Origin of the sequence: Cobetia crustatorum, assembly GCF_000591415.1 — a bacterium.
In the GTDB taxonomy this organism is placed as follows: Bacteria; Pseudomonadota; Gammaproteobacteria; order Pseudomonadales; family Halomonadaceae; genus Cobetia; species Cobetia crustatorum.
This window is the reverse complement of the sequence record NZ_JEMF01000074.1, coordinates 1-14865: the sequence shown is the minus strand read 5'-3', so window position 1 is coordinate 14865 and position 14865 is coordinate 1. Positions and strand designations below refer to the sequence as shown.

The following is a 14865-nucleotide window of genomic DNA, read 5'->3' as shown; positions in this document are numbered from 1 at the left end:
AGGAATTAAGTGGAGGAGCGTCGGGTGCTCCCCGCCGTGGCGGAGAGCGACCTTATTGCTTTATCTCTAATGCCCGCGTCGGTCAGGACACAGGTGGGTTTAGCGTGCAGCGGCTTCCAGAGCCGCCACAGCCGGTAGGGTTTTGCCTTCCACGTACTCAAGGAAGGCACCACCACCGGTAGAAATGTAGGACACACGCGACTCGACGTCGTACTTGTCGATGGCCGCCAGCGTGTCACCGCCGCCCGCAATCGAGAAGGCGTCGCTCTCGGCGATGGCGTAAGCCAGCTTCTCGGTACCGTTGGCGAATTGCTCAATCTCGAAGACGCCGACCGGGCCGTTCCATAAAATGGTGCCAGCATCCTTGAGTAGTGCGCCGAAGCGCGAGGCAGTCTCAGGGCCGATATCGAGAATCATCTCATCGTCACGCACGTCAGAAACGGCACGCACGATCGCTTCTGCCTTGTCGGAGAACTCAGTGGCGACCACGACATCTGTCGGCAGCGGAATTTCCACCTTGTCCATCAGCGCACGCGCGGTGTCGAGCAGGTCAGCTTCATAGAGTGACTTGCCGACGTTGTAACCGGCTGCCGCGATGAAAGTGTTGGCAATGCCGCCACCGACAATCAGCTGCTGGCACTTGTCAGATAGTGCCTTGAGGACTTCAAGCTTGGTCGAGACCTTGGAGCCCCCCACGATGGCGACCATCGGTGAGCGCGGTGCAGCCAAGGCTTTTTCGAGTGCTTCAAGTTCTGCTGCCAACAGCGGGCCAGCGCAGGCGTCCGGCGCGAAGCGTGCCACGCCGTGAGTCGAGGCTTGCGCGCGGTGTGCGGTGCCGAAGGCGTCCATCACGTAGATGTCGCACAGCGCTGCATAGGCGCGCGACAGAGATTCTTCGTCCTTTTTCTCACCAGTATTGAAGCGCACGTTTTCCAGTAGTACGACTTCTCCGTCAGCGACTTCCGGTGCACTGTCGAGATAGTCACTGATCAAACGCACCGGGCTGCCAAGCAGTTCGCCCAGGTGAGTCGCGACAGGTGCCAGTGAGAACTGGTCTTCTGGCTGGCCTTCCGTCGGGCGCCCCAGGTGACTCATCAGCATGACGCACGCACCAGCATCACGAGCAGCCTTGATGGTCGGCAGGCTGGCACGGATACGTGCATCGCTGGTCACCTGGCCATCACGGACCGGCACGTTGAGATCTTCGCGGATCAGGACACGCTTTCCGGACAGGTCGAGGGCAGTCATCGTTTTCACGTTCATGACGGGTTCCTTGGTCGTGAATCAGTGGGGAGAACTCCCGTCGCCGGATCGCCGGAGCACTGGGGCGCCATCTCGCAGGCGTGCCAGTGAGTGGCCACGTCCAGCATGCGATTGGCAAAGCCCCATTCGTTGTCGAACCAGCACAGCAACTTGATCAGGCGATCACCGGCAACGCGGGTCTGGGTTGCGTCCACGATACCCGAGCGCGGATCGTGGTTGAAGTCGATGGACGCCGTTGGCTCTTCACTCAGCCCCATCAGCCCCTGCAGGTGACCCGTACAGGCGGCACGCAGCAGATCATTGACCTCTTCCTTCGTCACATCACGCTTCACTTCAATCGACATGTCCATGCATGAGACGTTGATGGTCGGCACGCGCAGGTGCAGGCACTCGAAGCGGCCTTCCAGATGCGGCATCAAACGATTGATGCCCTTGGCCAGTCCAGTGTCGACCGGCACGATCGAGCCCATCGCGGAGCGTGTCAGACGCAAGTCAGTCTGATGGTAGGCATCGATCACCGGTTGATCATTCATCGCCGAGTGTACGGTCGTCGTCACGCCACGTTCCAGCCCGAAGGCTTGCTCCAATACGGTCAATACCGGGATCAAGCAGTTGGTGGTACAGGATGCGGCAGAAACGATGCGCAATCCTGAGCACAATGCGGACTGGTTGATGCCGCACACGATGGTGGCGTCCACATCGGCGTCGGTATCGCCTGGCTGGGAGAACAGCAGGCGTCCTGCCCCCGCCGCCAGATGGCGCTCAGCGGTGGCGCGGTCCTTGAAGCTACCTGAACACTCCAGTACCAGATCAATCCCGAGTGCCCGCCATGGCAAGCAGTCTGGATCAGCCTCGGACAGGATAGTAATGGCATGGCCGTTGACCACCAGCTGGCCGTCACGCTGTTCCACAGTGCCGGGGAAGCGGCCATGCGTGGTGTCGTAACGAGTCAGATAGGTGATGGTGTCGAGATCCGACAGCTCGTTGATTGCCACGACCTCTAGCGGCAATGACTCGCCGCGAGCATCGCGCTCGATCAACGCCCTGAGCACACACTGACCGATACGGCCATAACCATTGATGGCGACGCGTAAGGGCGATCGGCCATGGTCGGCGTTCTCGAGCAAGTCATCGAGGGCCGTGTGTGTGTGTTGGGGGCTGCTGTTGCTCAAAAGTATCTCGTGACCATCCCGTCAGTGGACAGACATGGTAGCGCATCAAGCGTGTCGGCGGGATGTGCTAGCGGGGCGCAAGCGACTGATTTTGGAGTTTTTTTCGTCTAGAGCCGCGTAGTCAGACTACGCATAAGGGCGAGTTATGTAGTCGATGAGGCGAGTGTCGCAATGCACGCGACGCGACGTTAGATGGCGGGATGTGCATGTCAGCGTAAGTTGACACGTGTCACCTGGGGGCGAGGGTCATCATCAGGCGTCGACTACAGGCGACAGTGAGTGACGCCGTTGGGTGGCGAGCAAGAATGACGCTGCCATGTATAGGAGAAATGCCATGAACACGAAAACGCCGCCATCCCCTTTCGGGAGACGGCGGCGTCGATAGCGCTGTGATGCTGGCACTGATTTTCAAGCACCCATTCTCTAGCGCTGACTTTCTATTGTGGCATCAGCCCAGTAGCTTGCTGGCGCGCTCGACCACGTTCTCGACCGTGAAGCCGAAGTGCTTGAACAGGTCACCGGCCGGTGCGGATTCCCCGAAGGTTTCCATGCCGACGATATCGCCGTTCAGGCCGACATACTTGAACCAGTAATCACGGTGACCGGCTTCGATTGCCACGCGTGCAGTAACCGAAGACGGCAGTACAGATTCGCGGTATTCCAGGTCCTGGGCATCGAACAGATCGGTAGCCGGCATGGAGACGACGCGAACAGCACGACCGGAAGCTTCCAGTTCGGCTGCAGCATCCATCGCCAGGCCGACTTCAGAGCCGGTCGCGATCAGAATCAGTTCCGGCTGGCCATTGGCAGCATCCTTCAGCACATAACCACCGCGGCTGATGTTGGCCAGTTGCGCCTTGTCACGGTTCTGATGCGGCAAATTCTGACGCGACAGGATCAATGCAGTCGGGCCTGCATGACGCTTGATGGCAGCATCCCATGCTGCTGCGGTCTCAACGGCATCCGCCGGACGCCAGGTAGAGAGGTTCGGCGTGGTGCGCAGACTGGTCAGCTGTTCGATCGGCTGGTGTGTCGGGCCGTCTTCGCCCAGACCGATGGAGTCGTGAGTGAAGACGTAGATAGCCTGCTGGCCGATCAAGGCGGCCATGCGTACGGCATTGCGCATGTATTCCATGAAGATCAGGAAGGTGGCGCCGTAGGGAATGAAGCCGCCGTGCAGGCCAGCACCATTCATGATCGCACCCATGCCGAACTCACGCACACCGTAGTGCAGGTAGTTGCCACTGAAATCTTCGTGGGTGATGGCCTTGGCGCCCTTCCAGAAGGTCAGGTTGGACGGAGCAAGGTCAGCGCTGCCGCCGAGCAGTTCCGGCAACTGCGGACCCAGCTGGTTCAGACACTCGAAGGAGGCCTTGCGGGTCGCGGGGCTGTCGCCTGCGGCCTGCGCTTCTTCAATCATCTTCTCGCTGGTCAGGTTGTGCGGCAGCTTGCCAGCCAGGCGACGAGTGAACTCGGCGGCCAATTCCGGATGCGCTTCCTGATAACGGGCGAAGCGGATATCCCACTCGCTCTCGAGCTTGGTGCCGCGCTCGCTGGCATCCCATCCCTTGTAGATGTCTTCCGGAATATGGAACGGCGCGTGATTCCAGCCCAGCTTCTCGCGGGTAGCCGCGACTTCGTCGTCACCCAGCGGAGCACCGTGGCAGGACTCGGTACCTTCCTTGTTCGGCGCGCCAAAGCCGATCACGGTCTTGCAGATGATCAGGCTCGGCTTGTCGTCGTGGCTCTTGGCCAGCGCGATAGCGGCATTGATCTCTTCCGGCTTGTGGCCGTCGACGTTAGCCACGACGTGCCAGCCGTACGCTTCAAAGCGCTTGGCGGTATCGTCGGTGAACCAGCCGTCGACTTCACCATCGATTGAGATGCCGTTGTCGTCATACAGTGCAATCAGCTTACCCAGACCCAGAGTGCCCGCCAACGAGCTGACTTCGTGAGAGATGCCTTCCATCAGGCAGCCGTCGCCCAGGAAGCACCAGGTGGTGTGATCGACGACGTTATGACCCGGACGATTGAACTGTGCCGCCAGTGTCTTCTCGGCGATCGCCATGCCGACAGCATTGGCCAGACCTTGCCCCAACGGACCAGTGGTGGTCTCGATGCCCGGCGCATAGCCGTATTCCGGATGACCAGCGGTCTTGGAGTGCAGCTGACGGAAGTTTTGCAGGTCTTCGAGGCTCAGCTGGTAGCCCGTGAGGTGCAACAGCGAGTAGAGCAGCATGGAGCCGTGGCCATTGGACAGCACGAAGCGGTCACGGTCGGCCCAGTTCGGGTTGGCCGGGTTGTGCTTGAGGTGATCGTTCCAGAGCACTTCAGCGATGTCGGCCATGCCCATGGGGGCGCCGGGGTGGCCAGACTTGGCCTTCTGAACGGCGTCCATGGAAAGTGCACGGATGGCGTTGGCCAGGTCAAAACGGGAAGGCATGCAGTAGCTCCTCGCCTGCGGGGCGTCAAGAGTGGGGGCAATGAATCACGGCGATCTGCTGGTGGCGCATGGCGTCGTGAAGGACTGTGCGCTGATATAGACAGAGGCGTCGCGTGAACCTTGTAACGCGCGGACAAGTGCCGAGCGTGATCTCCGAGCGAGTATTGTCACCGAGATGGCAAGGCGCGGCAAACCCCATTCCGCCAGTGTAGCGGTCCATAAGGATATATAGAGGTATCAGGAGCGATCATGCCACACCAGCGAGCGGACGATGAGACATGCTTTACGACACGGGATTCTGGTATAGCATGGCAATGGCTCTCTATTGAGCGCACTTATTACTCAGAGCAACGCTCTTGTCACAAAAAGGTCTCGATATGACCATTGCCGGTGGCCCATGACGCTAGGCACTCACATAAGTGGCGTGTAAACTCGCCCCCCCGAGGCTTGGCCATCTGAGCCAAGTCTTATCGTGCGCCGCAAGCGTGTTTCTACTCGGTCGTCAACGCAGTCTGCCGTCAGTGGCCGAATCATCCCCGCATCCGAAAAGAGGGTCGAGGACAAATGAGCGAATACTCACTCTTCACATCTGAGTCCGTGTCTGAAGGTCATCCGGACAAGATTGCTGATCAGATTTCCGACGCCGTGCTCGATGCCATCATCGCGCGCGACAAGCACGCACGTGTCGCGTGTGAAACGCTCGTCAAAACCGGTGTCGCTATCGTGGCCGGTGAGATCTCCACCACTGCGTGGGTCGATCTCGAGGAGCTGGTACGTCGTGTCATTACCGATATCGGCTACACCTCTTCCGACGTCGGCTTCGACGGCGAGACCTGTGGTGTTCTGAATTTGATCGGCAAGCAGAGCGTTGACATCGCCCAAGGCGTTGACCGCAGCAAGCCAGAAGATCAGGCGCGGGTGATCAGGGGCTGATGTTTGGCTATGCCACCAACGAAACTGACTCCTTCATGCCGGCGCCGATTCACTACGCCCATCGTCTGGTGGAGCGTCAGGCTGAACTACGCAAGAACGGCATGCTGCCGTGGCTGCGCCCAGATGCGAAGAGTCAGGTCACTTTCCGTTACGACGAAGCCGGCAAGCCGATTTCCGTCGAGGCGGTGGTGCTCTCTACCCAGCACGATCCGGAAGTGTCCCAGGAAGATCTGCGTGCGATGGTCAAGCGCGAGATCATCGAGCAAGTGCTGCCGGCTGAGTGGCTGACTGAGTCGACTCAGTATCACATCAATCCGACGGGCAACTTCGTCATCGGTGGCCCGGTGGGCGATTGTGGCCTGACGGGGCGCAAGATCATCGTCGATACCTATGGCGGCATGGCGCGTCACGGTGGTGGTGCCTTCTCTGGCAAGGACCCGTCCAAGGTCGATCGCAGCGCCGCTTATGCCGGTCGCTACGTGGCCAAGAACATTGTCGCCAGTGGTCTCGCTGAAAAGTGCGAGATTCAGGTCTCCTACGCTATCGGCGTGGCTGAACCGACTTCTGTCGCGATCAATACTTTCGGCACTGGCAAGATCAGTGATACCAAGATTGTCGAGCTGGTGCGTGAGCACTTTGATCTGCGTCCGTATGCCATCACCACCATGCTGGATCTGGCACATCCGATGTATCAATTGACGGCAGCCTACGGTCACTTCGGTCGTGAGCCGTTCGAGCACAGCTACAGCTGGACAGACGTGAATGGCGAGCAGAAGACTGAAACCTTCACCGCCTTCCCGTGGGAAAAGATTGATCGTGCCGATGCACTGAAAGCCGCTGCAGGCATCTAAGTCCTGCCGTCTCCGGTCAACGGGCGCTTCACTGCCCGTGACGTTGAGAGGCCTTTCGCGAGGCAGATGCGTTTCAAGGAAAACCCGCTTCGGCGGGTTTTCCTGTTTCTGGCGTCGTGATGCCCGACAGATACGATGACATGTAAAGGAGTGGTCACAAGGTGCCCGAGCTACGTTATCTCAACGCCTACAGCCCGCAGCTTCAGCAGCAAGCGCAAGATTTGCTGGAGGCAGAAAAGACGGCTGACTTTTTCTTGAAGAAATACCCTGGCATCCATGGCATCCACGGCACTCGCCCGCTGTATGAGTATACGATGGCCTTGAAGAACCAATACATGCGTAGCTCCGCGCCGATCAGCAAGGTGATTTACGATGACAAGATTCATGTCATCAACAATGCGTTGGGGTTGCATACGTTTGTCTCTCGAGTGCAGGGTAATAAACTCAAGGCCAAGAATGAGATTCGCATCTCTTCTTTATTTCGACGTATTCCTGAACCGCTGCTAAAAATGATCGTCGTGCATGAATTAGCGCATTTGCGTGAAAAGGCACATGACAAGGCATTCTATAAATTATGCTGTTATATGGAGCCGGACTATCATCAGCTTGAGTTCGATCTACGTCTTTATTTATGTCATCGAGATCGCTTTGGAGACCTTTGGTAACTTGTCCATCCAAGCTAAGATCACGCGGTCTATTTCTCCGCTCGTGGAATAGTCGATAAGTGAACGATCCCATTTCCCAGTATCATGGAAGAACCATGCTGTGTGTGCTGGCAGCATCACCATAAAGGAATGTATTTAGATGCTTAATCTCGCCGCACTGTTCATTACCATTACTGCCGTGTGCATGTGGTTCAACCAGCGGGTGCTGCGACTGCCGCCGACCATCGGCGTGATGGCTATCGGCTGGTGCTATCACTGGGTGTGATCGGATTGGATCATTTCTCGATGACTACCGCCGTCGCGGATAGCGCTGAAGACTGGCTGTCGCGCATCAACTTCAATAGCTTGCTGATGGATGGCATGTTGTCTTTCCTGCTGTTTGCCGGCGCATTGCATGTCGACCTCTCACGGCTGAAAGCCTATCGTCGCTCCATTGGCTTGCTCGCAACGCTGGGCGTGCTGGTCTCGACTATCGTGATTGGGTCAGCTGCCTGGTGGCTGTTTCAGTGGGCGAGCATCGAAGTTCCCTATCTTTACTGCCTGGTCTTTGGTGCACTCATTTCGCCAACGGATCCCATCGCGGTCCTCGGCATCATGCGCAGTGCGGGGGCGCCGGCGGATATGGAGATTCGTATCGTCGGTGAGTCGCTGTTCAACGATGGCGTGGCGGTGGTGCTCTTTACTGCATTGCTCGGCACGGCCTCTATCGGTAATGGCGAGATTGATCTGGGTCACATGGGCCTGCTATTCGTTGAGGAGGCCGGTGGCGGTATTCTGATGGGACTGGCACTGGGTGGACTGGTATATCAGCTGATGCGAAGCATTGATCAGTATCAGGTGGAGGTGATGCTGAGCCTGGCACTGGTGCTCGGGGGGTACGCGCTCTCTTCGGCACTACACGTTTCTGGCCCCATCGCGATGGTGGTGGCAGGGCTTATCATTGGCAATATGGCCCGCGCTGGGGCGATGTCGGATAACACGCGCCGCTATCTGGATGGCTTCTGGGAGTTGGTCGACGAGATTCTCAATGCCGTGCTGTTCGTATTGATTGGTCTTGAGCTGGTACTGATGCCGATCAGCCTGACTGCCATTGGGGTCGCGCTGACATTGGTGGCTGTCATCCTGCTGTCTCGTCTGGTCATCATTGGTGTGCCACTACGAATTCTGCGCCGCTGGTACACCTTCCGTAAAGGCACCACGCGAGTGCTGACCTGGGGTGGCCTACGCGGTGGTATCTCGGTAGCACTGGCGCTGGCGATCCCCGAAGGCGAATTTCGTGAGCCGCTAGTGGTGACGACTTACATCATCGTGTTGTTCTCGATTCTGGTACAGGGTTTGACCATCGGCAAACTGGTCAAGATGGTGGTCGGAGATCGATGCCACACGGAGTCGCAAGACGATAAGCATTGAGCTGTAGTTGAAACCAAGTCATAGCTGAAAATTGAATCATGGCTGAAAAAACGCAACGCCCCGATGCTTTCCACAAGAGTGTCGGGGCGTTGCGGTGTATAGCGCTGCTAATCCAGATGCACGGAGCCCCCTCGGCATCTTGCTCTGATGTGGCTCCGAGTGAAGGGGGGGGGCCGGGCTGGTGTAGTAGCGCCAGCAGTAGAATGGCTCTATCAATAATAAATCCCCTTGAAGATTATCTTGAAATATCTGATGTGGTTATAACCATGAAATAATGATGAGCGCCATGGGAAAATGTTTATAATTCAATATGGTCAAAAGTCAGGTGGGATATTTTATTTATATCCATAGTGCTGGATTACTCTATTTTCCAGACAACATCATCTATTTCTATCAATTGCGTATCTTGGGGGTCATACTGAATCGTTATGCTTCAGCCTGTAGCGCTAGTGCGTCATCTCGGCATGAGAATGACCAACACTGACTTCAGCTTAGAATTTACCTCAAAAGGAAAATGTCATGAGTAAAGGTCAAGACAGTAAAAAAGCGACTAAAAAGAAGCCCCTTTTAACAGCAAAAGAGAAAAAAGCGGCAAAGACGACTGCCAAGAAGCCCAGCAGCTCTTCTTTGCTTCATTAAGCATGAGATGGCCATCATGTTATGTGATGGCCTTTTGGGCCAGACATTGGCGTAGCTCCGTGCAGCACTCCTCTCGATAGAAGGCTGTTTTTGAGAGCCTCGTCACGAGGAGAGATGTTCTGGGGGCACAGCGCCATCCCTGCCTCTGAATGACACCTCGCTTTCGCATTGAGGCGTTACGATTTTCATCTCTGGCCTTCAGAGCTTCTGGCGTAGCGTTAACAAATCAGCCAACACCGAGATAGGGGCATTCCTGCGTGGGGTGTAGCATTAGAGAACGCTAGTTATTGCCTGAGGGTGTGCCGTGCCTTTTCATGACCATCTCATGCCGCCAGGCAATCCTGGCTCTGATAGCGAGTCTCGCCGGTATTGTGCTCGGCTAAATTACACGTTCGTCATGTTCGCGATTGCCGGACTATCCTGCTTTCTGCTCTTCGATTACTTCGAGGTGCCGAACGCCTGGCAGCTATTATGGGCAGGGCGCTTCCTGCTGATCGGAATCTGTTTGCTGTGTGTTTTCCTGTTGCGCAGGAATCCGCAGAATCCTAATGGCATCGTGCTGTTCGGGGCGATAGCGAGCAATCTCTTCTTCTGTTTTGGTGCTGCGATGATTGATAACGTCATCGCGCTATCGCTGTGGAACCTGAGTTTTGCGACCTGTATGTTGATTGCCATGCCAGCTTGGCTGGTATGGGGCTGGCGCTATCAGCTCGCCAGTAGTCTGCCCTTGATTGTGTTCTATATCCCCATCTTCACCTGGCTAAGCCCCCTGCAGTTGACCGACTTGGTCGGGGCTGGCGGTGCCTATCTGATGACGACGCTGTGTATCGCACCGGCGCTTGCGCATGCACGTTTCTCCACGTTTCAGCGTACGGTCATGCTGCGATTGGCACTGGAAGGACGCAACGCCGAGCTGAATCGCGTCAACCAGCAACTGCTGACGCAACAGCACGAGCTTGAATACCGCGCTAATCACGACCTGCTCACCAGTCTGCCGAATCGACGTTTTGGTCTCGAGTTCTTCGAGCAGGTGCTGTTGGATAGCACGCGTGTGCGCCGCTGCCTGTCAATTCTGTTTGTGGATGTTGATCGGCTCAAGCACGTCAACGACAGCTTTGGACATGCCGAGGGCGACCACTTGATTCAGCTGGTCGCTGAGGGTGTGGCACAGGCGGCGGGGGATCAGGGCATGGCGTGCCGATTGGGTGGTGATGAGTTTCTGGTCGTACTGCCGGGCGCTTGTGACATGGCCAGTCAGCAGGCAGCAACTCAGTTGATGCGCCGCTTGCAGGAGCGCCGTCTGCGAGAGGGAATCGCCTTCCCGGTTGATATCAGCATCGGGCGCGTAACTCATGACCCTGTACTGCAGAGCGATGTGGACGTGGATGATCTGATCCAGATCGCCGATGACCGCATGTATCGCCAGAAGCGCGCGCGTCGCCGTGCCGCGGCGGGCCTGAGTGATCGTCAGGCCTGAGCTACCTCGATATCCTTTGGATGCATGGCAGTTGTCACCGCGTGTTCATCTGCTTGTTACGTTCATGTCACTAGCCCATGTCACGCTATCTCGGTGTGGCCCTTCTGGCCGCATTCATTGGTTCGGAGGTGACAGACATGACCGCGCCGCGCTTTCCCTCTCAAGATGATTCCTGTTCTGGAGCTGCCTCTCTCGGGCAGGTTCGTACTCTGTTTATTTCTGATCTACATCTAGGCACCCCGGATTGTCAGGCAGCGCTGCTTTCCAAGTTGCTGCGTCGCGTGCGCCCTGAGCGACTCTATCTGGTGGGCGATATCGTTGATTTACTGGCGATGCGCAAGCGCGCCGTGCTCGACAAGGATCAGCAGGCACTGGTAGCCCGTGTGCTGCGCTTGGCGCGTAGCGGCTGTGAGGTGATCTATATTCCTGGCAATCACGATGCATCGTTTCGTCGGCTCTGTGGCGTGAAGCTGCATAACGTGAGCATCGAGCGCCGCGCGATTCATGTCACTGCTAGCGGTCGTCGTCTGTTGGTCTCACATGGCGACGAGTTTGATACTCATGTGCGCATCGCACCGTGGTTGCTCACATTGGGTGATGGCATGCACGGCTTCATCTTGTCACTCAACCGCTGGTGCAATCGTGGCCGCTCACTGTTTGGGCTGCCTTACTGGTCGCTCGCCAGCGCACTCAAGCGTCGTAGTGGGACGGCGCAGCGTTATGTCGCGCAGTTCGAGGAAGCGGCCATGCGCCAGGCACGTCTTGAGGGTCTCGATGGCTATATCGGTGGACATATTCATCAGGCAGGGTTTCGGGTTGAGGATGGTGTGCTCTACTGCAACGACGGTGACTGGGTCGAGCATTGCACCGCACTGGCTGAGGATGCGGACGGTGCCTTGCATCTGATTGATTGGCAGGGACAGATCATTGAAAGCGCGCCACGTTTCGTGATGTCACGCCAGGCCGTGATAGACCCGGCCATTCAGCAGCCTGTCATGGCATGCAAGCCCCCGGAGATGACGGGGGCTTGAGCCCATTTCTCCCGTATTTTCTAGCCCAGCCCGCTGATCGCCAGCATCCACGAGAGATATAGTGGGATAACCAGCGGGGCGGCCAGCGTGGTCAGCATCACTGCGATGGCGCCCTTGGCCGGTTGGATATTCAGTTCGATGGCCAGCACCACGACGTTGGCGGCCATGGGTACCACGCCCAGCAGTAGCAGTGCCTGTGCCAGTACAGGGTCGAGCGTCGTCAGGCTACCCAGTAGCATCACGCTGCCCAGACTCAGCAGTGGCCACATCACGAAGCGCAGCGCCGAAGCCGCAAGAATGAAGCGCGGGTCTACCTCGCGCAGGCTGATGCCGCCGAGTGTCATGCCGATGATCATCATGCCCAGTACCGTGTAGCTGTACTTGAAGTAGTTCAGCCCCTCCAGCACGGCCTCCGGAATGCCAATCCCCAGCGTGCTGACCAACAGGGCGACGAGGAAGGCGTAGATCAGCGGTAGACGCACGATCTTGGTCAGACTTTCGCGCATCGAGAATTGTCCACGCGCACTGACGTAGAAACCCAGCGTGAATTCATAGAGCGTGATGCCCAGCAAACAGAAGAGATACTGGGTCACGCCTTCTGGCGGCAGCAGCAGCATGGCGACAGGTAGGCCAAAGTAACCGGTATTGCCGGTGCCGGCAGAGAAGGCCAATAGCGCCGCTTCCTGTGGTGGGAAGAACATCGCCGCCAGCGGTCGGGTCAGTAGGCAGAGCACGCTTGAGATCGTGAACAGGCCGAGTGTCAGACCGAGATCACTGAGCGATGGCTCACCGAGTACGAGTCCACGAAAGAAGGTCAGTGGTGCAATCACGTAGATCAGCAGGGTAGCGATAGGGCGCGGGTCAATCGCGAGTCGGCGTGCGCATAGCCAGCCAATGGCAACAAAGGTAATCAGCATCCAGAGGGGCTGCTGTAGATCGATATGGTCCATCACCTGTCCTTGTGAATGTTGTTGGCTATTCTCATCATGCCGCGCGACATGTGCCGGCGTCATCCAGTGAATGATGACAATCAACACGCAAGCCTCGTGCTAGAGCCTCTGGTGAGAATACTTCGATACGTGAAAGATTATGGTTATAAGAAAGAAGATTCTTATATGAATGATATTGATGTTGAGGCGAAAACCTTTCATTAGCCGAGACTCGCGGCTCAGTTCAGAATGCAATGCATGCTGTAGCACGCACACCTTGAAGTGTGCGGCGAAAAAACATCAATGCTGGACACGATTGACCACAGAGGGTTATCCCATGAGCGCAAGCGAGCATCCATTAGGTATCAGCTTCGAATTTTTCCCACCGAATACCGAGGTGGGGCACGAGAAGTTGATGGATGTCCGCGATCGTCTGGCAGTCATCGACCCGACATTCTTCTCCGTGACCTACGGTGCCGGTGGCTCCACCCGTAAACGTACCTTCAATACCGTCAATGCGGTCAGCAGCAGTGGTGTCTGCACCGCTCCGCACCTGTCTTGCATAGGGAGTGATCGTGGTGAGCTGCGCGAAATTCTGAGCGAATATCGCGAGCGGGGCGTCAAGCGTTTGGTTGCTCTGCGCGGTGACCTGCCGTCTGGTATGGGCGCACGTAGTGAGCTGCGCTATGCCAACGAGCTGGTCGAATTCGTGCGTGAAGAGACCGGCGATCATTTTGAGATAGCCGTGGCTGCCTATCCGGAATGTCATCCACAGGCGGACAACTATCAGCGTGATCTCGAGAACTTCGCTCGCAAGATGAATGCGGGGGCCAACATCGCCATCACTCAGTACTTCTTCACTGCCGATGCCTATTTCCATTTCGTGGAGCGTGCGCGGGCCATTGGCATCGAGCAGCCGATCATTCCAGGCATCATGCCGATCACCAACTACACCAAGCTGGCGCGTTTCTCCGACTCCTGCGGTGCGGATATTCCGCGTTGGGTTCGCAAGCAGCTTGAGAGCTACGGCGATGACAGCGAGAGCATCCAGAAATTTGGCACCGAGGTGATCTCACGCATGAGCGAGCGCCTGCTGGATGGCGGTGCGCCGGGCCTGCATTTCTATACGCTCAATCAGGCTGAGCCGAGCCTCAATGTCCTCAGGAATCTGGGCATCACCAGCGCATGATTATCCGCTGATCATGACGATAACCATGATCTGGCGCGTCGTGCCGAAAAGCCTTTGATAACACGCCCTTGCCAGCTTCTGGTGGGGGGGGGGTGCGTTTCGCAACGGGATTTCTTTTCTCGTAAGCATTGAACATGTTGGCTCAGGCCCCGAGGTTGTGATGAGTAGCACCGACCACTCACCACTTCGACATCCAGTATCGAGCTTTGATCTCACATTCGGGTGTCGGCCTACGTGCTGGAGAGATTGCTTATGAACATCATGACACAGCGTCCCTTGCTGAAAACATGTGCTGCACTTGCTCTGGGTACATGCCTGGCCAGTGGTGCGGCTCAGGCATCTACCGAGATCGAGATGCATCGTGTGAATGCTGAGGGTATCGGCGAGGCCGTGGGGAGCATCATGGCCGAAGATACTCAGAATGGACTGTTACTGACACCGAAGGTCGAGGGTCTGGAGAGCGGTATTCACGGCTTCCACCTGCATGCCAAGGCTAGTTGTGAGCCTGCCGAGAAGGATGGTGAAACCGTTGCTGCAGCCGCAGCCGGCAGCCACTTCGACCCGGAAGGCACAGAGACTCACCAAGGGCCGTATGGCGATGGCCATCTCGGGGATCTCCCGGCGCTGAGCGTCGATGCCGATGGCAAGATTTCACTGCCAGTGTTGGCACCGCGTCTTGAGGAAAGTGACCTCAGCGGCCATGCGCTGATGATTCACTCCGGTGGTGACAACTACACCGATACGCCCAAGCTTGGGGGTGGTGGCTCGCGTGTTGCCTGCGGTGTGATCCAATAGCACTTTGCTTGATTGGCTCGTGCCGAGAAATGATACCTATCGGCACGTGATTGATATGACATGAAAAA

11 protein-coding genes and 1 pseudogene are annotated in these 14865 nt (G+C 57.0%); 8 read left to right on the top strand and 4 right to left on the bottom strand.

All coding sequences use genetic code 11. The features are described from left to right. Window positions 1-99 precede the first annotated feature (99 nt). The 3 genes from BF12_RS0113945 to tkt form a co-directional block, all read right to left on the bottom strand. Window positions 100-1263 (bottom strand): phosphoglycerate kinase, encoded by a 1164-nt coding sequence (locus BF12_RS0113945; protein ID WP_024952804.1) that lies wholly within the window; start codon window positions 1261-1263, stop codon window positions 100-102. Then, window positions 1260-2390 carry a type I glyceraldehyde-3-phosphate dehydrogenase gene (locus tag BF12_RS20270; protein WP_084488129.1) on the bottom strand — a complete coding sequence of 377 codons (1131 nt, stop codon included), beginning with the start codon at window positions 2388-2390 and terminating at the stop codon, window positions 1260-1262. Before BF12_RS20270 ends, BF12_RS0113945 begins: the two co-directional genes overlap by 4 nt. Before the next feature lie 493 nt (window positions 2391-2883). After that, window positions 2884-4878, bottom strand: a complete 1995-nt coding sequence (gene tkt / locus BF12_RS0113935) for a transketolase (RefSeq protein WP_024952802.1) — start codon at window positions 4876-4878, stop codon at window positions 2884-2886. 564 nt (window positions 4879-5442) lie between these two features. On the opposite strand from tkt, the pseudogene metK reads away from it, so the two are divergent. The 6 genes and pseudogenes from metK (at window position 5443) to BF12_RS20255 (ending at window position 11884) form a co-directional block, all read left to right on the top strand. Further along, window positions 5443-6662, top strand: a pseudogene (metK, locus tag BF12_RS20265) (methionine adenosyltransferase). Window positions 6663-6823: 161 nt separating this feature from the next. Then, window positions 6824-7327 (top strand): YgjP-like metallopeptidase domain-containing protein, encoded by a 504-nt coding sequence (locus tag BF12_RS0113925; RefSeq protein WP_024952801.1) that lies wholly within the window; start codon window positions 6824-6826, stop codon window positions 7325-7327. A gap of 139 nt (window positions 7328-7466) precedes the next feature. Continuing rightward, window positions 7467-7592 (top strand): hypothetical protein, encoded by a 126-nt coding sequence (locus tag BF12_RS23220; protein WP_282705510.1) that lies wholly within the window; start codon window positions 7467-7469, stop codon window positions 7590-7592. 20 nt (window positions 7593-7612) lie between these two features. Then, window positions 7613-8737, top strand: coding sequence for a cation:proton antiporter (locus BF12_RS20260; protein ID WP_211242468.1), 1125 nt, complete (start codon window positions 7613-7615; stop codon window positions 8735-8737). A 1036-nt stretch (window positions 8738-9773) separates the two neighbouring features. Continuing rightward, a complete protein-coding gene (locus BF12_RS0113910) occupies window positions 9774-10853 on the top strand; it encodes a GGDEF domain-containing protein (RefSeq protein ID WP_169734537.1) in 1080 nt (359 codons plus the stop codon). A gap of 137 nt (window positions 10854-10990) precedes the next feature. Further along, window positions 10991-11884: a UDP-2,3-diacylglucosamine diphosphatase gene (locus BF12_RS20255; RefSeq protein WP_084488128.1), complete on the top strand. Its 894-nt coding sequence runs from the start codon at window positions 10991-10993 to the stop codon at window positions 11882-11884. 20 nt (window positions 11885-11904) lie between these two features. Here BF12_RS20255 and BF12_RS0113900 read toward each other — a convergent pair whose 3' ends face one another. After that, entirely contained in the window at window positions 11905-12834 is a 930-nt protein-coding gene (locus BF12_RS0113900) for an AEC family transporter (RefSeq protein ID WP_024952798.1), read from the bottom strand. A gap of 316 nt (window positions 12835-13150) precedes the next feature. Here BF12_RS0113900 and metF point away from each other — a divergent pair, with 316 nt between their 5' ends. Continuing rightward, a complete protein-coding gene (metF, locus tag BF12_RS0113895) occupies window positions 13151-14002 on the top strand; it encodes a methylenetetrahydrofolate reductase [NAD(P)H] (RefSeq protein WP_024952797.1) in 852 nt (283 codons plus the stop codon). Between the two features lie 252 nt (window positions 14003-14254). Continuing rightward, on the top strand, window positions 14255-14797 hold the full coding sequence (gene sodC, locus BF12_RS0113890; RefSeq protein WP_339378987.1) for a superoxide dismutase [Cu-Zn] SodC: 543 nt from the start codon (window positions 14255-14257) through the stop codon (window positions 14795-14797). Window positions 14798-14865 lie beyond the last annotated feature (68 nt).